This window comes from Empedobacter sp. UBA6745 (genome assembly GCF_002453775.1).
Classification (GTDB): Bacteria; Bacteroidota; Bacteroidia; order Flavobacteriales; family Weeksellaceae; genus Empedobacter; species Empedobacter falsenii_C.
Map to the genome: position 1 here is coordinate 17,235 of NZ_DKHL01000004.1, position 21,109 is coordinate 38,343.

Annotated in this window: 18 protein-coding genes; 9 read left to right on the plus strand and 9 right to left on the minus strand. The window is 32.8% G+C overall.

The features are described 5' to 3' along the window. The first annotated feature begins 12 nt into the window (after positions 1 to 12). On the plus strand, positions 13 to 414 hold the full coding sequence (locus B4H69_RS01610) for a hypothetical protein (protein WP_038336819.1): 402 nt from the start codon (positions 13 to 15) through the stop codon (positions 412 to 414). Between the two features lie 2 nt (positions 415 to 416). On the opposite strand, the gene B4H69_RS01615 is transcribed toward B4H69_RS01610, so the two are convergent. Both B4H69_RS01615 and B4H69_RS01620 read right to left on the minus strand, forming a co-directional pair. Then, positions 417 to 1,445: a sensor histidine kinase gene (locus tag B4H69_RS01615; RefSeq protein ID WP_038336818.1), complete on the minus strand. Its 1,029-nt coding sequence runs from the start codon at positions 1,443 to 1,445 to the stop codon at positions 417 to 419. A 9-nt stretch (positions 1,446 to 1,454) separates the two neighbouring features. Next, the gene (locus B4H69_RS01620; RefSeq protein WP_038336816.1) at positions 1,455 to 2,135 is read right to left on the minus strand and encodes a response regulator transcription factor; all 681 of its coding nucleotides are present in this window, start codon (positions 2,133 to 2,135) and stop codon (positions 1,455 to 1,457) included. A gap of 208 nt (positions 2,136 to 2,343) precedes the next feature. Between B4H69_RS01620 and B4H69_RS01625 the strand changes: the two genes are divergently transcribed. The 5 genes from B4H69_RS01625 (at position 2,344) to B4H69_RS01645 (ending at position 8,962) form a co-directional block, all read left to right on the plus strand. Next, positions 2,344 to 5,091 carry a TonB-dependent receptor gene (locus tag B4H69_RS01625; protein WP_038336814.1) on the plus strand — a complete coding sequence of 916 codons (2,748 nt, stop codon included), beginning with the start codon at positions 2,344 to 2,346 and terminating at the stop codon, positions 5,089 to 5,091. Between the two features lie 28 nt (positions 5,092 to 5,119). Beyond that, positions 5,120 to 6,277: a hypothetical protein gene (locus B4H69_RS01630; RefSeq protein WP_038336811.1), complete on the plus strand. Its 1,158-nt coding sequence runs from the start codon at positions 5,120 to 5,122 to the stop codon at positions 6,275 to 6,277. Positions 6,278 to 6,347: 70 nt separating this feature from the next. Continuing rightward, positions 6,348 to 7,430 carry a M57 family metalloprotease gene (locus tag B4H69_RS01635; RefSeq protein WP_052217974.1) on the plus strand — a complete coding sequence of 361 codons (1,083 nt, stop codon included), beginning with the start codon at positions 6,348 to 6,350 and terminating at the stop codon, positions 7,428 to 7,430. Positions 7,431 to 7,605: 175 nt separating this feature from the next. Next, positions 7,606 to 7,932 carry an iron-sulfur cluster assembly protein gene (locus B4H69_RS01640; RefSeq protein WP_038336809.1) on the plus strand — a complete coding sequence of 109 codons (327 nt, stop codon included), beginning with the start codon at positions 7,606 to 7,608 and terminating at the stop codon, positions 7,930 to 7,932. Between the two features lie 58 nt (positions 7,933 to 7,990). Then, a complete protein-coding gene (locus tag B4H69_RS01645; protein ID WP_038336808.1) occupies positions 7,991 to 8,962 on the plus strand; it encodes an SPFH domain-containing protein in 972 nt (323 codons plus the stop codon). 85 nt (positions 8,963 to 9,047) lie between these two features. Here B4H69_RS01645 and metG read toward each other — a convergent pair whose 3' ends face one another. Then, positions 9,048 to 11,084: a methionine--tRNA ligase gene (gene metG / locus B4H69_RS01650; RefSeq protein ID WP_291092508.1), complete on the minus strand. Its 2,037-nt coding sequence runs from the start codon at positions 11,082 to 11,084 to the stop codon at positions 9,048 to 9,050. 94 nt (positions 11,085 to 11,178) lie between these two features. On the opposite strand from metG, the gene B4H69_RS01655 reads away from it, so the two are divergent. Continuing rightward, positions 11,179 to 11,703 (plus strand): GNAT family N-acetyltransferase, encoded by a 525-nt coding sequence (locus B4H69_RS01655; protein ID WP_291092510.1) that lies wholly within the window; start codon positions 11,179 to 11,181, stop codon positions 11,701 to 11,703. Positions 11,704 to 11,717: 14 nt separating this feature from the next. Beyond that, complete coding sequence (locus B4H69_RS01660; protein ID WP_038336800.1) at positions 11,718 to 11,939, plus strand: hypothetical protein; 222 nt, start codon at positions 11,718 to 11,720, stop codon at positions 11,937 to 11,939. A gap of 54 nt (positions 11,940 to 11,993) precedes the next feature. On the opposite strand, the gene B4H69_RS01665 is transcribed toward B4H69_RS01660, so the two are convergent. The 4 genes from B4H69_RS01665 to B4H69_RS01680 form a co-directional block, all read right to left on the minus strand. Next, entirely contained in the window at positions 11,994 to 14,330 is a 2,337-nt protein-coding gene (locus B4H69_RS01665) for a penicillin-binding protein 1A (protein WP_291092512.1), read from the minus strand. 6 nt (positions 14,331 to 14,336) lie between these two features. Further along, positions 14,337 to 14,798, minus strand: a complete 462-nt coding sequence (locus tag B4H69_RS01670) for a gliding motility lipoprotein GldH (RefSeq protein WP_084106949.1) — start codon at positions 14,796 to 14,798, stop codon at positions 14,337 to 14,339. Continuing rightward, positions 14,782 to 16,455, minus strand: coding sequence for a PSP1 domain-containing protein (locus B4H69_RS01675; RefSeq protein ID WP_286474538.1), 1,674 nt, complete (start codon positions 16,453 to 16,455; stop codon positions 14,782 to 14,784). Before B4H69_RS01675 ends, B4H69_RS01670 begins: the two co-directional genes overlap by 17 nt. Positions 16,456 to 16,541: 86 nt before the next feature. Next, complete coding sequence (locus B4H69_RS01680) at positions 16,542 to 17,411, minus strand: MBL fold metallo-hydrolase (protein WP_291092514.1); 870 nt, start codon at positions 17,409 to 17,411, stop codon at positions 16,542 to 16,544. 118 nt (positions 17,412 to 17,529) lie between these two features. Here B4H69_RS01680 and gltX point away from each other — a divergent pair, with 118 nt between their 5' ends. Further along, positions 17,530 to 19,038, plus strand: coding sequence for a glutamate--tRNA ligase (gene gltX, locus B4H69_RS01685; RefSeq protein WP_291092516.1), 1,509 nt, complete (start codon positions 17,530 to 17,532; stop codon positions 19,036 to 19,038). Positions 19,039 to 19,193: 155 nt separating this feature from the next. Here gltX and B4H69_RS01690 read toward each other — a convergent pair whose 3' ends face one another. Continuing rightward, positions 19,194 to 19,565 (minus strand): DUF779 domain-containing protein, encoded by a 372-nt coding sequence (locus B4H69_RS01690; RefSeq protein ID WP_291092518.1) that lies wholly within the window; start codon positions 19,563 to 19,565, stop codon positions 19,194 to 19,196. Between the two features lie 28 nt (positions 19,566 to 19,593). Then, on the minus strand, positions 19,594 to 21,099 hold the full coding sequence (locus B4H69_RS01695) for an aldehyde dehydrogenase family protein (protein ID WP_286501594.1): 1,506 nt from the start codon (positions 21,097 to 21,099) through the stop codon (positions 19,594 to 19,596). Positions 21,100 to 21,109 lie beyond the last annotated feature (10 nt).

Here is a 21,109-nt window from a genome sequence, read left to right on the forward strand (position 1 = left end):
TAAACCAAATCCATGAAAAAAGAATTGATATTATATTATATCGGTATCCTTATTTTTTTTACTGTCCTTATTTTTTCTGTTCGTCATATTGTAAATACAACACGTATTTTTGTGGGGTACGAAGATGGTTTTAATCCTATTAATATCAAATGGAATTTTGATAAAAAGGATTCAACACTTCGTGTCAAAGATCCTATTTATGTCAGAAGTGATTATTATTTGATTGATTATAAAGACAAAGCATTCTTAAAAAAAGATACAGTTCTTTATGCTGAACTTTTTGAGGATTCATTGGCTGTAAAAGGAAATGTATTGAATTTGAAACCTCCTTATTTTTTGTGGAAAGAGGCAAAAAACGACACGTTGAAAGTTTTTAAACACAACATTACCTTGAAGTTTACGAAGCGAGAATAGTATTAAGCTTTCTGTAAATAGAACGAAAAAGTAGAGCCTTTTCCTATTTTACTTGTCACATAAATTTTCTGTTTATGAGCTTCTAAAATATGTTTTACAATTGCCAAACCTAATCCAGATCCACCATTGTTACGATTTCGAGATTTATCAATTCGATAAAAACGTTCGAAAATTCGGTCAATGTCTTCTTGTTTTATCCCAACGCCTTGATCTTTTATTGAGATTTGAATTTTATCATCATATTCTTCAAAATCGATGTCAATTTCTGTATTTGGATTAGAATAATTGATGGCGTTTACGATCAAATTGATTAAAACCTGTTGAATTTTCTGAATATCACCTACAACTTTTATTGGTTGATGAATAGGATAATTTAGAGAAATTTTGATGTTATTTTTTTCAGCTTTAATTTCTAATAAATCAATAACGTCTTGTACAAGCGCCGTCAAGTTGAAAACTGAAAATTCGATATTGATTCGTCCACGTTCAAGCTCTGCAATCATGTCCAAATCTTTGACCAAATAAATCAATCGATCAACCGATTTATTGATTCGGTTTAAGTATTTATCGCGAATAGATTCATCTTCAACTCCACCTTCAATCAAGGTTAATAAATATCCCTGAACTGAAAAAAGGGGCGTTTTTAATTCATGCGAAATATTTCCAAGAAAATCTCTTCTGTAATTTTCTCTCTCATTCAAAACATCAATTTCTTTGGATTGATCTTCTGTAATTGTAGAAATTTTTTGAGAAAGTTCTTCAAAATCCATTGTGCTGGATTGAAATTGTGGAATATTTTTCGAGATTTCAGTAAAATCTTTTCTTCGTTGATTTTTTAAAGAAAACCAATAAAATATTGATAATCCAATCAATAAAAGAAGCATTAAACTAATGAAAAATAGTTTTTCTTGGAGAATAAAATCAATATTTCCAAACCATAAAAAAGAGAACAAAACAAATCCTAAAGCCAAGAATAATGTACTGAGAAAGGCAAATAGAAAGATGTTTTGAACTTTGAAAGTTGAAGCCATTACGAGCTTTTAGTCATTTATTTTGTATCCAATTCCTTTGATTGTAGAGAAACGATCGTTCCCAAATTTTTCGCGTAATTTGCGCATATGTACGTCAATTGTACGTCCGCCAACTACAACTTCATTTCCCCAAACTTTCTCCAAAATTTCTTCACGTTTGAAAACACGTTCTGGATTTGAAGCTAATAAAGCAATCAATTCAAATTCTTTTCGAGGTAACAAAAAGTCTTGTCCTTGGTAATTTACTTTATAAGTTTCGCGGTTAATTTCAAAATTATTTAGTTTAATGAATTCATCTTTAGGAGCTTCGTTTGGTTGTTTTAATTTCAATAAAGCATTTAGTTTACTAATCAAAACTTTTGGTTTTATTGGTTTCAAAATGTAATCATTCGCTCCTGCCTCATATCCTGCTAATTGTGAAAAGTCTTCAGCTCGAGCAGAAAGAAAAACAACTAAAGTATCCTTGAAAGAATCTAACTTTCTTAATTCCGCACACATTTCCATTCCATCCATTTGCGGCATCATAACATCTAATAGAATTAAATCTGGGCGAAAAATTTTAGCTTGTTTAAGTCCTTCAATTCCGTTTTGAGCTGTTTCTATTTCAAAACCTTCTTTTTTTAAGTTGTAACCAATAAATTCTAAGATATCTGGTTCGTCGTCAACTAATAAAATTTTAATGTTCTTCATAATTGTTTGTAATAACTAAATAAAATTAGTCGATGTAAAATTAAGCTTAAATTTTAGGAGAAATTAGGTAAAAACATTTCTTAACATTCATTTAAAGTTACGATAATTTCATAACAATTACCTAACAAAATCTTTACAATTTCTAAAAATCTTTTTCATTGGATTGCAGCAACTTTGCCATCAAACAAACACGAATTATACAATTTCAATGAAACGCAATTTAACTTTACTTTTATTATTAGGTTCGGCAGCACTTTTTGCACAAACTAATATTAAGTTAGAAGGAACTTTATTTGATCAAAAAACAAACCAACCACTTTCTGAAAAAACTTTTGTGGTTGAAGGATTAAATATTCAAGCAAAAACAGACGAGAAAGGTCACTACGAAATTTCTATTCCGGATGATACTTATCAATTGGATATTAAAGTAGATGGATATCAATCTGTTTCTCAAAATTTATCAGATTCGAATACATTAAACATGTATTTGAAACCAGAAGATTTTAAGGATGGAAAAATTGATTTAGAAACAGCTGTAGTAACAGCAAATAAAATAAAGTCATCAGAGGCTAGTTTGTTAAACGTTCAAAAAAAATCTGTAACAATTGTACAAAATGTTGGATCGCAAGAACTTTCAAGAAAAGGTTTATCGAATGCGGAAAGTGCAATTCAACAGGTAACAGGAATCTCTAAATCAGAAGGAAAAGGAGGTGTTTTTGTTCGCGGGCTTGGAGATAGATATAATAGTACGATGTTAAATGGTTTACCACTACCATCTAATGAACCTGAGAACAAAAATATTTCATTAGATTTATTTGGTTCTGATATTATTCAATCTGTAGGGGTAAATAAAGTATATAATGTTGATTTATATGGGGATATAGGAGGTGCTAATGTCGATATTTCATCAAAATTATACGAAGGAAAAGGGTTCTTAGATATAGAATTTGGAAGTGGAGTTAGTATGCGAGCTGTTGATAGAACTTTCAAAGTTGCAAATAATTTGAAATATTACGGATTTAACAGAAATAATTTGCCAACATCTATCAAATCTTATCAATTTGTTTCTCGTTGGAGCCCAGATAAAAGTGCCTTTCCTGTTAATCAAGATTATGGTTTGACAGGAGGAAAATCATTTAATGTAGGTTCTCAAGGAAAACTAAATGTTTTTGGAACAGCTAGTTTTAGTAACTCCTATACGTATGAAGATGGTTTTCAAAGAGTTGTTGGGACTACAAATGATAATATCGAAGTTGATTATTTCAAGGTTAAGAAATACGAATATTCAACTAAAACAACAGGAATGTTGAATGTTAATTATAAGATTAATCCTAAACATCAACTTTTTGCTAATGGAATAATGGTTAACGGATCAAAAAGTTCAGTAAATGAGTATGATTCATATTTACCTCAAGACAATAGATACGAATTTACACGTCAAACTTTAACAGAACAAAATTTATTATTAATTGGACAATTATTAGGAAAACACCAATTATCAGATAGATTAGATATTGATTGGGGAGCTTCTTACAATCTTGTTCATTCGGATATGCCAGATCGTATTACGAATAATCTTATCCATAATGATGGAGATAATTATGCTTTTAATACAGGTTCTCCAACTACAAATAATAGATACTTTCAGTATATTGATGAAACAGAATATGCAGGCAAAGCAATTTTATCTTATAAATTGTTCAAAAATGCTGAGAATGATTATAATGGTAAATTAACAATTGGTTATAATGGAAGAAAGAAATCAAGAGATTTTGAGTCTAACCAATTTAACTTCAGAATCTCTGGTGATGTAAAAGTTAATCCAAATAAATTAGATGATTTCTTAAATGGAGATAATCAAGCTTCATCACCTTATATTCCAGGTACCTTCTTTATTAATACACAGCGTATGGAAAGTTTAGTTCCTTATACTTATAATGGAGATTTAACTGTACATTCTGGTTTCGCTAATTTTGAACAAACTATAAATGATAATTTTACATATTCTTTAGGAGTACGTGTGGATAAGGTTTTACAAGAGATAGAATGGGATACAAATTACCCGATGTCTGGAGTAAAATTTAGTGATGCAGATATTGATAAAACATTCATTTTACCAGCACTTAATATAAAATATAGCCTTGATTCTCGTCAGAACCTACGACTTTCGGCGAGTAAAACATATACTTTACCACAGTTTAAAGAAAAAGCACCTTTTAGATATGAAGGTATTGGAGAAAACTCTGTAGGTAATCCTTTCCTTAATTCATCAGATAACTATAATCTTGATATAAAATGGGAGTTATTTCCATCATCTAATGAGATATTATCTTTTGGTGCATTTGGTAAATTTATTCAAAATCCTATTTCACAAGTATTGTTAAACTCAGCATTAAATGATAATACATTTGTTAATGCAGGTGAAAATGCATACGTATTTGGAGCTGAATTAGAAGTGAGAAAAAATCTTATTAAAAATGTAGGACATAGTGAACTTTCCGCAGGTTTCAATGCAACAGTAATGTATAGTAAACAAAAGTTGGATTCTGATAAAGTTGCAGAAGACACAAAGAATACTTTAAGTGTAAACTTCAATGAGAAAGAAGACAAGCTGCAAGGGGCGTCTCCTTTACTTTTAAATGCAGATTTATCATATAAAGTATTGAAAGGCAACTTTAAACCATCGTTTACATTAATTGGAAATTATTTCCATGATCGAGTTTATTCATTAGGATCTTTTGAAAGAGGAAATATAATAGAAAAAGGAGTGGTAACACTAAACTTTATTTCCAGAGCAGAAATTGGTGATCGTTGGGAAATGAAATTGTCAGTGGATAATCTATTAAATTCTAAAATAAGAAGAATACAAGATAATCAACAAGGAGAAATTGATACTAGAAATTTCAGAAAAGGTTTAGACGTTAGTCTAGGAGTAAAATATAAAATTTTTAAATAACAGAATTACAAACATAAAAACATACACAATGAAAAAATTAATCTTAAGCTTAACAGCTATTCTTTCGTTAACATATTTAACAAGTTGTTCTAATAATGATGACAACAATGATGGAGGAGAAATTGAACCAAATAAAGAAGAAGTTCTTTCAGGAACTATTACTGCAGATAGAACTTTAAATGCAAATACTGTATATACTATTAAAGAAGGAGTTATTGTAGACAAGGGAGTTACATTAACTATTCCAGCAGGAACGAAATTAATAAGTTATGCAGGTTCAGATGCTAAAGTAGCATCATATTTAGCTGTTAAACAAGGAGGTAAAATCAACGCTCAAGGTACAGCTGCAAAACCAATTGTTATGACTTCTGGAAAATCAAATCCACAAGCTGGTGATTGGGGAGGAATAGTTATTTGTGGTAATGCAATTACTAACCTAGGTAAAAATGTACAAGCTGAGGTAACTGGATTAACTTATGGAGGAGATAATCCTGCAGATAATTCAGGAGTTTATTCATACATAAGAATTGAGTATGCTGGAGCATTAATCAATCCAGATGCAGAGTATAATGGAATGACTTTCTATGCAGTAGGAAATGGTACTACTGTCAACAATATCTTAACTTACCAAGGGTCTGATGATGGATTTGAATGGTTTGGAGGATCAGTAAATGCTGAAAATTTAATCTCAATTGGTAACCAAGATGATTCATTTGATTGGACTGAAGGATGGAATGGAAAGGTAACTAATTTATATGCTAATCAATCTACTGCAACAGCTTTTTCATCTGATAGTCGTGGAATTGAGGCAGATAATAACTCAACAACTCCAACTTTAGAACCAATATCTAATCCAACACTTAAAAATGTTACTTTAATTGGACGTAATCTTGCAACTGTAACCAGTGAAGCAGGTGTGATGTTAAGACGTGGTACAAAAGGAACAATTGATAATTTATATATAGAGAATTTCAAAGGTACTGTTAGCGGATCTGGTTTAGGAATTAACTTTAATGGAGCAGAATCTCAAGCTTATTTTACAGCTAATCCATTAACTAATGTAAAAATATCTAATGTAACATCAGAATCTAATTTACTAGCAGGTTTCAAATTAGGAACTAATGTAACAGGAGCAGGAGCAGGAGCAGCTATCCCAGCATGGGCTACTTGGACAGGATTAAAATAAAAATCTATATGAGATTCTCTAAATTTTAGAGAATCTCATTTTGTATAATCAACTTTTAAAAAAACTATTTATGAAAAAACTATTTACACTTTTTTTGATGACTATTTTTATTACAAATAGTTGTTCTGACGAAGACTCTCTAATAAACGATAATTCTCAAGAAAAATTAGTGATTAATGATGTTGTCAATCAAATTATAGAACAGGGTCATAACTTAGATGATATTAAAGAATTAAAAGACTATTATCTTGTTGAAGATGATATTTTGTTTTCCAAAAATATAGAAGATTATAAAAAAACAAATGCAAAACAAGCGAACACACACAACTTAGTAAGTTCAGGTGATAATAGAGTTATTAGAGTAAGGTTAGACAATTCGCTAATGTCTTGGTACTCTGCTTTTGACGAAGCTTTAGTGAAATGGAATTCTGCTGGTAGTGGTATTACTTTTGTAAGTGATCAAACAGGTTTTGGTGATTATGATATAATTGTGAAAGCAGATGGAGGAAGTTTACCAAATTTAACAATTGCAGCAGCAGGATTCCCTACAAATACTGGAAAAGCTTATAATGAGATTCTAGTTAATACTAATTTTAACAATAATTATCAAGTTTCAGAAAGTCAAAAAATATATAATTTAGTTCATGAATTAGGACATTGTATAGGATTTAGACATACTAATTGGTACTCATCGGGAGAAGGGGCAGGCTCTGTGGGAGCTAATCAAATTCCAGGATCACCAACTTCAGATTCTAACTCGGTTATGAATGGAGGTACTGCGTTAAATTCGTGGAAAGGTTTCTCAAATTGGGATATTTTTTCTGTAAAATATTTATATCCAAATACAGGATGTAAATTTAAAATAGTTACAGCAAAGGAAGTGTGTGCTTTTGATGCTTTTGGAGATATAGGTTTTTATAATACAATATTGATGGGAGATTATGGTAATGACGATTTAGGTGTTTGGTCTACTGATAACCCTAAAATAGTAGTAAAGAAAGGATTTAGGTCTGCAAAATTTGGTATAAGCTCAAATTTACTTGGAACAAATTGGACTTCCGTGGAAGGAAATTTAATTTATACTAATGGTAGTTGTATAAAAACATTTAAAGTAAAATTTAATAATTGTATTAATTATAATTTAAATGATTAAACTTTTCTTATAAAAAAGTTCTTCGTGTTTGTAAATCGCTTTTTTGGGTTCTCCAAAGAAGCGATTTTCTTCTATTATAACTATTTTATTTTAAGTCATTAAAAATAGTTATTTAGAAAAATTCCACGTAAGCTAAACTATTTGTACATTTGCAGAACAATAACAGTTGATAACAATGGCATTAACAGAACAACAATTAGATTCGATTGGAGAAAAATTGGTTGAAAAATTCAAAACAGTTTACGATCCTGAGATTCCAGTTGATATATATGAATTGGGATTGGTTTACGATGCACAGGTGAATGCAGATGGTGAAGTAAAAGTTACCATGACCCTTACATCTCCAAACTGTCCCGTGGCTGAAAGTTTACCTCTAGAAGTAGAACAGCGCGTTGAAGAGATAGAATATGTAACGAAATGTTACGTAGAAATTACGTTCGATCCTCCTTGGGATAGAGATATGATGAGCGAAGAAGCAAAATTCGAATTAGGAATGTTATAACTTAACATTCCTAATTTTTTTTGTATCTTAATCCAACAAATTCAAAACACTAAAACTTATGGGATATTTAGGCGTGATCGTTTTTCTTGGAATTATTTTCCTTTTTTTATTCGTCTTTACAGTAAAACAACAAACTGCAGTTGTAATCGAGCGTTTCGGGAAATTTAATAGTATTCGTAATCCAGGATTACAATTCAAAATTCCGATTGTAGACAGAATTGCTGGAAAAATGTCTCTTAAAATTCAACAATTAGACGTTGTTGTCGAAACGAAGACAAAAGATGATGTATTTGTTCGATTGAAAGTCTCTGTTCAATATCAAGTCATCAAAACTCAAGTTTATGATGCATTTTACAAATTAGATAATCCTTATACGCAAATAACTTCTTTCGTTTTTGACGTTGTCCGAGCTGAGGTTCCAAAACTTCGTTTAGATGATGTTTTTGAGAAGAAAGATGATATTGCGGTTGCTGTAAAAAGTGAATTGCAAGAAGCAATGAATTCATATGGTTACGAAATTGTCAAAACTTTGGTAACCGATATTGATCCAGATGAGCAAGTAAAACATGCGATGAATCGTATTAATGCTGCCGAACGTGAAAAATTAGCGGCGCAATATGAAGGTGATGCTGCACGTATTTTGATTGTAGAAAAAGCAAGAGCAGAGGCAGAATCGAAACGTTTGCAAGGACAAGGTATTGCAGATCAACGTCGTGAAATTGCAAAAGGTTTATTGGAATCTGTAGATGTTTTGAATGGAGCAGGAATTACGTCACAAGAAGCTTCTGCGCTAATTGTGGTGACGCAACATTATGATACATTGCAAGCGATTGGAGAAAAATCTGGAAGTAAATTAGTTTTGTTGCCAAATTCACCAACTGCCGCTTCGGAAATGCTGAATACAATGGTTACTTCGTTTACCGCAGCACATGAACTGAATGAGCATCAAATAACAAAAGAAGATAATCCAACTCAACGAAAAAATAAGCCAAATCAAGGCGATTCGTTTACTTTTCCAGAATATCCTTAGAAATAAAATTATATTATTAAACATAAAAAGCCACTTCATCGAAGTGGCTTTCTAATATCTTAATACTTATATCTAAAATCTAAGTCTATCCAACCTGAACACCGTTTGGCGTTTCAGCTTCTGGATTTACAAATGTTAATTTTCCGTCTGCTTTATCAGCGAATAATAACATTCCGTTCGATTCGATTCCACGAATTTTACGAGGCGCTAAATTTGCTAAAACCATTGCTTGTTTTCCAACAATTTCTTCTAACGTAAAATGTTCTGCAATACCAGAAACAATTGTACGAACGTCCATTCCTGTATCCACTTTTAGTTCGAATAATTTGTCTGCTTTTTCAACTTTTTTCGCTTCTAAAATAGTTCCGATACGGATATCCATTTTTTGGAAATCATCAAAAGAAATCAATTCTTTTTGAGGTTCTGCGTTTGGATTTGTCATATTATTTTTGACTTTACTTTCGTTTAATTTATTGATTTGTGCTTCGATAGCTTCGTCCTCAATTTTTGCAAAAATTAATTCAGATTGTCCTAATTGATGTCCAGCTTTTACAAATTCGTCTGTTGATTCTAAATCATCCCAACTCATTTTTTCTACATTCATCATAGCCAACATTTTTTCAGAAGCGAATGGAATAAATGGTTCTCCCAATTGTCCTAATGCAGCAGCAATTTGCGTCGCAGCATACATAATTCCTTTTACAGCTTCTGGATCATCACCTTTTTTCCAAGGTTCTTGTGCTTGTAAAAATTGATTTCCAAGACGAGCTAAATTCATGTATTCTGTTAATGCAGCACGGAATTCATATTTTTCTAAATGATCACCTATGCGCTTTGCAAAATATTTGATTTCAGTTAATTCTTCAAATTCAATTGTTTTTGAAGGAACAATTCCTTCGTAATATTTGTGAGAAAGCACCATTACACGGTTGATAAAGTTTCCTAAAATTCCAACTAATTCAGAATTATTCTTCGTTTGGAAATCTTTCCACGTAAAGTTATTGTCTTTATTTTCAGGCATATTTGCCGTCAACACATAACGCAATGTATCTTGTTGATTCGGGAAATCTTCTAAATATTCGTGTGCCCAAACTGCCCAATTACGAGAAGTTGAGATTTTATCATCTTCTAAATTCAAGAATTCGTTTGCAGGAACATTGTCTGGCATAATGTAATCGCCATGCGCTTTCATCATTGTTGGGAAAATGATACAGTGGAAAACGATATTATCTTTTCCGATGAAATGAACCAATTTCGTTTCTTCGTTTTGCCAATAATCTTTCCAATTTTTACCGTTTTTCTCTGCCCATTCTTGTGTGAAAGAAATATAACCGATCGGCGCATCAAACCAAACATACATTACTTTTCCTTCAGCTCCATCAACAGGAACAGGAATTCCCCAGTTCAAATCGCGTGTCATTGCACGAGGTTTCAAACCATCGTCTAACCAAGATTTTACTTGACCATAAACACTCGATTTCCAATCATTTTTGTGACCTTCTAAAATCCATTTTGATAAGAAATCTTGGTATTGATCCAATGGCAAATACCAGTTTTTAGTTTCTTTTCTGATTGGCGTATTTCCAGATAAAGCAGAACGAGGATTAATCAATTCTTCTGGGCTTAATGTTGAGCCACATTTTTCACATTGATCGCCATAAGCATCAGGGTTTCCACATTTCGGACATTCACCACGAATGTATCGATCCGCTAAAAATTCGTGCGCATCTTCATCGTAAAATTGTTCCGTAACATCTTCTGTAAACTTGTTGTTATCATATAACGTTTTGAAGAAATCTTGAGCAACTTCTCTGTGTTTATCTGATGTTGTACGAGAATAAATATCGAACGTCACACCAAAATTAGCCAATGTATTTTTAATATTTTCGTGGTAACGATCAACAATATCTTGTGGCGTAACGCCTTCTTTTTTGGCACGAATTGTAATTGGAATACCATGTTCGTCAGAACCTCCAATAAATGCTACATCTTTTCCTTTTCTTCGTAAAAAACGCGCATAAATATCAGAAGGAACGTAAACACCTGCCATGTGACCAATGTGCAATGGTCCGTTAGCATAAGGTAAAGCCGCTGTAATTGTATATCTTTTTGGTTGACTCATTTGCTTAAAATCTATAAGCGACAAAGATACGATTTGTTGTTTGTTTTGTTAAAACCTTTTTCTAATTTTATAAGGTTAATCAATTGATGAAGGAATGAATATTAGGAAAGAGGAGGAAAAAGATTATAATCAGGTTTTTGAATTGATTGAAAAGGCTTTTGAAAATGAAGAATATAGTGATCATCGTGAGCAGTTTTTAGTAGAACGATTACGAAATTCTGATAGTTTTGTTCCTGATTTGTCTATTGTTTTTGAAATGAACGAAATGATTGTTGGCTATATTTTATTGACAAAGATTAAAATTAATCATTCAGATTTTTCTTACGATTCTTTAGCGCTTGCTCCTGTGGCAGTTTTACCAAATTATCAAGGAAATGGAATTGGTGGTCATTTAATAGAATTTGCGCACAAGAAAGCGAGAGAATTAGGTTTTGAATCGATTATTTTATTAGGACATCCAACTTATTATCCTAAATTTGGTTACAGAAAAGCATCTGACTTTGATATTCAGTTACCTTTTGATGTTCCAGATGAAAATTGTATGGCAATTGAGTTGGTGGAAGATGCGCTGAAAAATGTGAATGGAATGGTAGAATATCCGAAAGAATTCTATCAATAATAAAAATATTTCCTATGGAAGAAAAAGCTGTTGTAACGCCAGATGAGGTGGTAACGGATACAATTACGAATTTATTTACGTATGCTAATTATTTTTTGGTTGCAGCGCTTGTTGTGTTGTTAACGTATATGACGATTCGAGATTTTAAGAAAAAACAACGCGAAAAGAAATTGGCACAAGAACGTGAAGCGTACAACAATCAGTTTGATAACGAAGAGGAAAAAGAAGAATTATAATTCATAAAAATAGCCACTCAATTTTGAGTGGCTATTTTGTTTATATCAATTTAATTATTGACCTTCTTCTTCAGGAACTTCATAGTTTTCGCCTACGCTTTCACTACCGCTTCCTTCGATAATTGGACCTGGATCATACATTTCATCATATTGATGGAATCCGTATGTATTCGAACAATCCCAGTGTTTTTCAATGTCCTTAGGTTTGTCAAATTTATCTCCAGCTGTTACGCCAAACTTTCCTCCTTCTTTGTAAACGCCTTGCATATAATAAGCCCAAATAGGTAAAGCTGTATTGGCTCCTTGTCCTGTGGCTGTACTTGCAAAGTGAGCAAATCGGTCTTCTGCACCAACCCAAACTCCAGTAACTAAATTTGGTGTTAATCCCATAAACCAACCATCAGAGTTTTCGTTTGTTGTACCTGTTTTACCAGCAACTTCTGCTGTGATGTTATATCTATTTCTAAGACGCGAACCAGAACCTCTTTCTACAACACCTTTCATCAAATCAATCATAGTGTACGCTACGTTTTCATTAACAACTTCTCGTGTTTGAGGTGTATAATCTTTGATAACTTTTCCTTGTTTATCTTCTATTCTTAAGATTAATTGCGGTTTAATGTAAATACCACCATTTGCAAAAGCACTCATCGCACCAACCATTTCATACAAAGATAAATCGGCAGAACCTAATGCAATTGTAGGGTCTTTCACGATAGGAGATTCAACTCCAAGGTCACGAGCCATTTGAATTACAGGTTCTGTACCTGTTTGCATAATCAAACGAGCAGCGACAATATTTGTTGAATAAGCTAATGCAGTTCTTAAATCTTGAGATCCACCATATTTACCATTAGCATTTCGAGGAGACCAATTTCCTGGAATTCTCTCATTAGAAACAGTATGACAAGGTGTTAATCCTAATTGATTAATCGCTGTTGCATAAACAAACGGTTTGAACGTAGAACCTACCTGACGACGTGCTTGTTTTACGTGGTCAAATTTGAAATAATTCCAATCGATTCCTCCAACCCAAGCTTTGATTGTTCCATCTTTTGGATCCATTGACATCAAACCAGCTTGTAAAATATGTTTGTGATATTCGATTGAATCCATCAATGTTTTCCCTTTTTTGTACTGAATTCCGTTCCATGTAAAGAACTGAACAGAGTCGCGAGGTGTATTGAAAACAGTTTCGATTTCAGCTTCAGATTTTCCTTCGGCTTTCATCTTTTTGTACAAATCTGTACGAGCCATTGCTTGCTTAAAGATTTGCGTTCTTTTTGCAGCAGAAATATTATAAAATGGTGCTAAACTACGTCCGCGTTGCTCTCCAAAGAATTGATCTTGTAAAACTTTTAATTGTTTTTTAACCGCTTCTTCAGCTAAATTTTGCATTCTTGAGTCTAACGTTACATAGATTTTTAAACCATCTTTTTCAAGGTTATATGATTTTCCTGTTTCTTTCTCATAATCAACCATCCATTGTTGAATTTCCTTTCTCAAAGCAGATTTGAAATATGCTGAATGTGATTCATCATGCTGCATAATATCTTGTTTATCTGTAACCAATGGTGTAGCTTTTGCAGCTTCCCCTTCAGCTTGAGAAATTTTGTTGTATTTCATCATTTGATCTAATACAAGATTTCTTTTTTCTGTAGATAATGCAGGATTTTTTACAGGGTTGAATTTTACAGGATTTTGAAACATTGAAACCAATGTTGCAGCTTCATCTAAGTTTAATTCTTTTGTTGTTTTGTTGAAATAAACTTTAGAAGCAGATTCAATACCTTTTGCACCATAGATAAAGTCAAACTTATTGAAGTACATCGCAATGATTTCTTCTTTTGTATACAATTTTTCTAATTGAACAGATGTTACCCATTCTTTTAGTTTTTGTAAACCACGTTTCACTTTATTAGAAGAAGGATCTTTTGTGTACAACTGTTTTGCTAACTGCTGTGTAATTGTAGATCCACCTCCTGAATCACCTCCTGAAGATATAGCACGGAAAGCAGCTTTAATATCTACACCTGAATGATCAAAGAAACGAACGTCCTCTTTTGCTAACAATGCATCAACTAAATGTGGTGGTAAATCTTTGTAATCGACTGGTGTTCTGCGTTCTGCTTCGAAACGATCTAACAAAACACCATCAGAAGAAATAATTTCTGATGAAACATAAATATCAGGATTTTCTAAATCACGTACATTGGGAATTTCACCTAACCATCCGTTAGATGTCGCCCAAAAGATTCCGAAAATTCCTAATACGGCACAAAAAAACAGTACCCAAATGGTAACGATTATTTTTTTGGCTAATGAAAAGCTATTGAACTTCTTTTTTGCTTTAGAAGTTGTGCTTGTTTTAGGATTTTTATTGTTTTCCATTCTGTATTATTCAGCTTTATCAACAATCAAACTAATGTCTTCGATTCCTTTCAAATTCTTTGTTCGCATACCTTGCCAAACTTTTAGTTGATAGCGACCAGAGTCTTTTATTGGTAAATTTTCGCGATAAACCAACATCATTTCTTTTGTTGTCATTCCTTTACCAATCCAGCTTCCATCAGGATTTGCAATGTAATACTGTAAGGTATCAATCATTTCATTTCCTTTAGGATCGATGAATTTCGTGAACAAATATAAGTTACTATATTCATACGACGTATTATTTCTTAACACAAATCCAATGTTAACAGCCGAAGGTTTAGGATCTTTTACATCAAACGTAAAGGTTTGAGGCTGATTACTCTTCCATTCGTCTTTCACATCTTTTGTGTCTTGATAATAATGTTTAGCCTCGCAACTAAACAATAAAAAGACTAAAATAAAAAGCAAACTACTGTTGCGTATCATCTGGTTTTGGCCCACGATTAAATCTTTTTTTATTTCGATTCTTCGATTTATTTGGTTTCGGTTGAGAATTATTTGCTTGATTCTCGTCCTTAGTTTTCGGTTTTTGCTCAGCATTTTGATTATTTTGCTGAGGTTGTTTTTTTGGTTGTTGAGTTGACTGATTAGCCTGATTTGTTTGATTATTTTGTTGGCTATTATTGCTCGGATTATTCGGTTTTCGCTTTTGTTGATTGCGATTGCGATTATTTCCTTGCGGCTTTTGCTGATCAGTATTTGGTTGAGCTTGTTGCTCTTTCGCCTGAGTTGGCTGTTGCTTCTCTTTTGGCTGATTTTGTTGTTGCTGATTCTGATTAGGATTCGAATTTTTGTTCGGTCTACTTTGATTATTCTTTTTAGACTGATTTGGATTCTTTCCTTGTTTATTTTCAAGACGATTCGCCTTATCTTTCGCTTCGTTAGGCTGTTTTTGTTTTGCCTTCTGAGGTTTTAGATTATTAGCATTCGTCGCAACTTTTTCGTTTCCAGAATTTTGATTATTCTTAATTCTTTTACGTTTTTTGTTTTGCTTTTCTTTACGTTCAAAACGTTCTAAAGAATCTTCTCCAATTACATCTGTAAAATCTGGTTTCGATTCTTCTACATTTTTAGCTAAATCTTCTAAAGGTTCAGTTTTTTGACCTTTTGCAGTAATTGCTAAAAATTCTTGAATATCGTCTACCGAAAATTTGTACCAAACAATTCCTCCTTTGTCATAAGCAAACCACATTTCTTTCTTGAAAACGTCTATTTTAACACAATGTGCCCAACCTTTTTCAGTCTCGAAACGGCTTTCTATCGACGGAAAACTATTTAATGCATCTAAATATGAATCTAATTCAAAATTTAAACAACATTTTAATTTACCACATTGTCCAGCTAACTTTTGCGAGTTAATTGACAATTGTTGATAACGTGCCGCAGCAGTGCTCACAGAGCGGAAATCTGTTAACCAAGTCGAACAACATAATTCGCGTCCACAAGATCCAATTCCTCCAACTTTTGCTGCTTCTTGACGATATCCGATTTGTTTCATCTCAATTCTTACGCCAAATTTACCTGCGTATTCTTTGATTAATTGACGAAAATCGACACGTCCTTCTGCTGTATAATAAAATGTAACTTTCGCCCCATCTCCTTGGTACTCAACATCACAAATTTTCATTTCCAAATTAAGGTTTTTCGCCATAATTCGAGAATCAACCATTGTTTGTTTTTCTCTATCACGAAACTCTACCCAAGTTTCTATATCTTTTTGGTTCGCTTTGCGATAAACCTTCTTGACATCTTCCGCAGTCCACGAAAGATTCTTTTTTTTCATCTGGATTCTAACAAGCTCACCCGTAAGTGTAACAACCCCGATATCATGACCAGGTGTTCCTTCAACAGCGATTACATCGCCAATATTTAGAGATATGTTGTTTTCGTTTTTATAATAAAACTTTCGATCGTTTTTGAAACGAACTTCTACAAAATTGAACTTTTCTTGTCCATTTGGAAGTTGCATATTCGATAACCAATCAAAAACTGATAATTTTCCACAACCATCAGTGCCACAAGCACCATTATTGTTACATCCTTTCGGAAGGCCATTAGAAGTTCCACAAGATCCACATCCCATGCTTCTATAATTTTTTTAAATGACAACACAAAGGTATGAAAATATTTTTCTGAATTTGTGAAATCATTTCGGTTATGAAATTGATTTTAAATTGAATCAAAAATTTCTGAAAATGAATAGGTTTGGTCTAATCTAATACCTTTTTCTGTTAATTTTAACGTAGCTAATTCGTTGACATGATCGTGTTCAAAAAACAAAATATATTCATTTTCGACTGCTTTTTGTAAAAACGTTCCTTTTTCTTCAACTGTTATTAAAGGTCGTGTATCAAACCCAATCACATAAATTAGCGGAATATGTCCTACAGTTGGGATTAAATCTGCGATATAAACTATTTTTTTGCCTTTATAGGTAATAATTGGCAACATTTGTTTTTCGGTATGTCCATCTACAAATAAAATATCAAAACCAAGTGGAGAATTTTCTATAATTGCTCCATTTTGAGGTAAATCAATCAAATTAAGTTGTCCACTTTCTTGTAGAGGTAAAATATTTTCTTTCAGGAAAGATGCTTTTTCGCGAGGATTTGGATTTACAGCCCAATCCCAATGATTCGCATTTGACCAAAATTTTGCGTTTTTGAATGAAGCTTCTAAATAATCTTTCTCTTTGTTATATTGAATTGCGCCACCACAATGATCAAAATGTAAATGCGTCAAGAAAACATCTGTAATATCATCGCGATGAAATCCATGTTTGGCTAGAGAATTATCCAAAGTAGCATCGCCCCACAAATAATAAAACCCAAAGAATTTTGCATCTTGTTTAGTTCCGATTCCGGTATCAATTAATATTAATCGTTCGCCATCTTCGATTAATAGACATCTCATTGCAAGATCGATTAAATTTCTATCATCAGCAGGATTGGTTTTATTCCAAATCGATTTTGGTACAATACCGAACATTGCGCCGCCATCTAATTTAAAATTTCCTGTTTCTATTGAATATAATTTCATTTTTATGTGGTTTTATTTTGTTGAATTTTGCTTTCACGAAGATAAAAAATAGAATATTATTTAAAATAAATATCTATTATAGAATTGAACGACTTAAATTTGCAAAAATTTTGATACAATGGCAAAAGAAGTTCGTGTAAGATTTGCGCCAAGTCCAACAGGTGCGTTACACATCGGAGGAGTCCGTACTGCGTTATACAATTATCTTTTCGCAAAACATAATAACGGAAAATTCTTATTAAGAATAGAGGATACAGACCAAACACGTTATGTGGAAGGTGCTGAACAATATATTATCGATTCGTTGAAATGGTTAGGCTTAACTCCTGATGAAGGTGTTGGTTTTGGTGGAGACTTAGGTTCTTACCGTCAATCAGAGCGTAAAGAAATCTACAAACAATATGTAGACGAATTATTAGCTTCAGGAAATGCATATTATGCGTTTGATACGGCAGAAGAATTAGACGCTGCACGTGCAAAAGCAGAAGAAAATAAAGAAACATTTATTTATAACTGGTCGACAAGAGGAAATTTGAAAAACTCTTTATCGTTGACGGAAGATGAAACAAAAGCTTTAATTGAGAATGGAACACCTTATGTGATTCGTTTCAAAATTGATGATTCGCGTACAGTTTTATTGGATGATATGATTCGTGGAAAAATCACGATTGATGCAGCAACTTTAGATGATAAAGTTTTGTTTAAATCTGATGGAATGCCAACGTATCACTTAGCTAATATTGTGGACGATCATTTGATGGGAATTTCTCACGTAATTCGTGGAGAAGAATGGTTACCATCAATGGCTTTACACGAATTATTGTATGATGCATTTGGTTGGGAAGCGCCTCGTTTCGCACATTTACCATTAATCTTGAAACCAGAAGGAAAAGGAAAATTAAGCAAACGTGATGGAGACAAACACGGATTTCCAGTTTTCCCAATGGAATGGAAAACAGAAGAAGGAATTGCAAAAGGATACAAACAAGAAGGTTATTTCCCTGATGCAGTATTGAATATGTTAGCTTTATTGGGATGGAATTCTGGAACTGATCAAGAGATTTTTACAATGGAAGAATTGATTCAATTATTTTCATTAGAAAAAGTTTCAAAATCGGGTGCACGTTTTTCTCCAGAGAAAGCAACTTGGTTTAATCATCAATATTTACAACAAAAATCTGTTGAAGAATTATTGCCATCTTTCGAAGAAGTTTTAAAAGAAAACGGAATCGAAGCAAATCCAACTTTAGATGCAAAAGTTGTTGAATTGTTAAAAGAAAGAGCAAACTTTGTAAAAGATATTTTCGAACAAGGTCAATTCTTTTATATAGCTCCTTCTACTTACGATGAAAAAGCTGCTAAAAAAGCTTGGAAAGATGATTCGAAAGAGATTTTAGGAAAATTTGTTGAAGTTTTAAATTCATCAGAATTTACTTCAGAGGTTTTACACGATGCAATGGCTGAATTTGTTACAATACAAGAAATTGGATTTGGAAAAATCGGAATGCCTTTACGTCTTAGTTTAGTTGGTGCGTTACAAGGACCGGATGTTCCTGTAATTATGGCAACTTTAGGAAAAGAGGAAACGATTGCACGTATCAACAAAGCGATTGAAGTTTTAGGATAAAATTCAGAAAATAGAATTCTATTCTCGATACAATTTTATTATCCTTCGACAAGCTCAGGATGACATAAAATTACTCGAATTGACGAATTTTAATTAAGATTTAATTCAAGTTATTAATATATAAAAAGCCATTTGCATTGCAAATGGCTTTTCTTTTATAAATTGATTTTGACTTCGTCTAATTGATTAAGTTCTTCTTGAGAGAATATTCGATAATTGACTTTAAATGTTTTGCCAAGCGGAACTTCTAACGAAAAACCTCCAGCGCCAATTGCATCAATGACATCTAATTCGAAATGCGCATGTTTCCAATATTCGAATAAATCTTTGTCAATCCAAAATTCAACTTCATCAATTTCTCCAATGCAAACATCTTTGTATCGAAGATAAAATTCTCCTTTTCTGAAACATTGCGGTTGCGTTCCTTCACAGCAACCTCCCGCTTGATAAAGCATTAAATTGCCATGTTTTGCTTTTAATTCATTCAATAAATTAATCGCTTTTTCTGTTGCATCAACACGTTTCATTTTTTGAGATTTTTAATTAATTATTGATTTAGAAGAAACCTAATTTCTTTTTGCTGTAAGAAACTAACATATTTTTAGTTTGACGATAATGGTCTAACATCATTTTGTGATTCTCACGTCCAATTCCAGATTGTTTATAACCTCCGAAAGGCGCTCCAGCAGGATAACTATGATATTGATTAACCCAAACACGACCAGCCTGAATAGCGCGTGGAACTTGATACAATTGATGTGCGTCACGCGTCCAAACTCCAGCTCCTAAACCATAAATTGTGTCATTAGCAAGTTCAATCGCTTCTGCTTCATCTTTGAAAGTTGTCACCGCTAACACAGGTCCAAAAATCTCTTCTTGGAAAATGCGCATCTTGTTATTTCCTTTAAATAATGTTGGTTTGATGTAATAACCATTTTCGATATCTCCTTGTAAATGATTAGCATCTCCACCAGTTAAAACTTCTGCACCTTCTTCTTTTCCTAGTTTAATATAACTTAAAATTTTGTCATACTGAATTTGAGAAGCTTGCGCGCCAATCATTGTCTCAGGATCAAGAGGATTTCCTGCTTTAATTGCATTGACACGTTGAACCACACGTTCAATAAATTTATCATAAATAGATTCTTGAATCAATAATCGTGACGGACACGTACAAATTTCACCTTGATTAAGTGCGAATAAAACAGCTCCTTCAATCGCTTTGTCTAAGAAATCATCATCATGATCCATTACAGATTCGAAGAATACATTTGGTGATTTTCCACCTAATTCTAACGTAACTGGAATAATATTTTCTGTTGCATATTGCATCACGAAACGCCCTGTAGCAGTAGATCCTGTAAATGCAGCTTTCGATACTTTAGGATTTGTCACCAATGCGCGACCTAATTCTCCACCGAAACCATTTACAATGTTCACAACTCCTGGAGGTAATAAATCTCCAATTAATTCGAATAAATATAAAATCGAGATAGGAGTAGATTCAGCAGGTTTTAAAACCACACAGTTTCCAGCAGCCAAAGCAGGAGCTAATTTCCAAACAGCCATCAAAATTGGGAAGTTCCAAGGAATAATTTGTGCAACAACACCAATTGGCTCGTGGATAATAATTGAAACTGTATCTTTATCTAATTCGTTGATAGAACCTTCCTCAGCACGAATTACCGAAGCAAAATATCTGAAATGATCGATTGCCAAAGGAATATCAGCATTCAATGTTTCACGAACAGGTTTTCCGTTATCATAGGTTTCTACAGCTGCAACATTTTGTAAATTTTCTTCTATTCGATCTGCAATTTTATTCAAAATAATGCTTCGTTGCGTTGGCGAAGTTTGACTCCAACTTTTGAAAGCTTCGTGAGCAGCGTCTACCGCTTTTGCTAAATCTTCTTCCGAAGAATGTGCAGCTTTTGTAAAAACTTTTCCAGTAAGTGGTGTTACAACATCAAAGTATTTTCCGTTTGTAGGTGGCGTAAATTGACCATTGATGTAATTGTCATAATGATCTTTGAATGTAGGTACATTAACTAAGTTTCCCATTTTATTAAAA

Bases quoted from the DNA above. Each gene is read 5' to 3' on its own strand.
- B4H69_RS01610 (WP_038336819.1), top strand. From the start codon at position 13: ATGAAAAAAGAATTGATATTATATTATATCGGTATCCTTATTTTTTTT.
- B4H69_RS01615 (WP_038336818.1), bottom strand. From the start codon at position 1,445: ATGGCTTCAACTTTCAAAGTTCAAAACATCTTTCTATTTGCCTTTCTC.
- B4H69_RS01620 (WP_038336816.1), bottom strand. From the start codon at position 2,135: ATGAAGAACATTAAAATTTTATTAGTTGACGACGAACCAGATATCTTA.
- B4H69_RS01625 (WP_038336814.1), top strand. From the start codon at position 2,344: ATGAAACGCAATTTAACTTTACTTTTATTATTAGGTTCGGCAGCACTT.
- B4H69_RS01630 (WP_038336811.1), top strand. From the start codon at position 5,120: ATGAAAAAATTAATCTTAAGCTTAACAGCTATTCTTTCGTTAACATAT.
- B4H69_RS01635 (WP_052217974.1), top strand. From the start codon at position 6,348: ATGAAAAAACTATTTACACTTTTTTTGATGACTATTTTTATTACAAAT.
- B4H69_RS01640 (WP_038336809.1), top strand. From the start codon at position 7,606: ATGGCATTAACAGAACAACAATTAGATTCGATTGGAGAAAAATTGGTT.
- B4H69_RS01645 (WP_038336808.1), top strand. From the start codon at position 7,991: ATGGGATATTTAGGCGTGATCGTTTTTCTTGGAATTATTTTCCTTTTT.
- metG (WP_291092508.1), bottom strand. From the start codon at position 11,084: ATGAGTCAACCAAAAAGATATACAATTACAGCGGCTTTACCTTATGCT.
- B4H69_RS01655 (WP_291092510.1), top strand. From the start codon at position 11,179: ATGAATATTAGGAAAGAGGAGGAAAAAGATTATAATCAGGTTTTTGAA.
- B4H69_RS01660 (WP_038336800.1), top strand. From the start codon at position 11,718: ATGGAAGAAAAAGCTGTTGTAACGCCAGATGAGGTGGTAACGGATACA.
- B4H69_RS01665 (WP_291092512.1), bottom strand. From the start codon at position 14,330: ATGGAAAACAATAAAAATCCTAAAACAAGCACAACTTCTAAAGCAAAA.
- B4H69_RS01670 (WP_084106949.1), bottom strand. From the start codon at position 14,798: ATGATACGCAACAGTAGTTTGCTTTTTATTTTAGTCTTTTTATTGTTT.
- B4H69_RS01675 (WP_286474538.1), bottom strand. From the start codon at position 16,455: ATGGGATGTGGATCTTGTGGAACTTCTAATGGCCTTCCGAAAGGATGT.
- B4H69_RS01680 (WP_291092514.1), bottom strand. From the start codon at position 17,411: ATGAAATTATATTCAATAGAAACAGGAAATTTTAAATTAGATGGCGGC.
- gltX (WP_291092516.1), top strand. From the start codon at position 17,530: ATGGCAAAAGAAGTTCGTGTAAGATTTGCGCCAAGTCCAACAGGTGCG.
- B4H69_RS01690 (WP_291092518.1), bottom strand. From the start codon at position 19,565: ATGAAACGTGTTGATGCAACAGAAAAAGCGATTAATTTATTGAATGAA.
- B4H69_RS01695 (WP_286501594.1), bottom strand. From the start codon at position 21,099: ATGGGAAACTTAGTTAATGTACCTACATTCAAAGATCATTATGACAAT.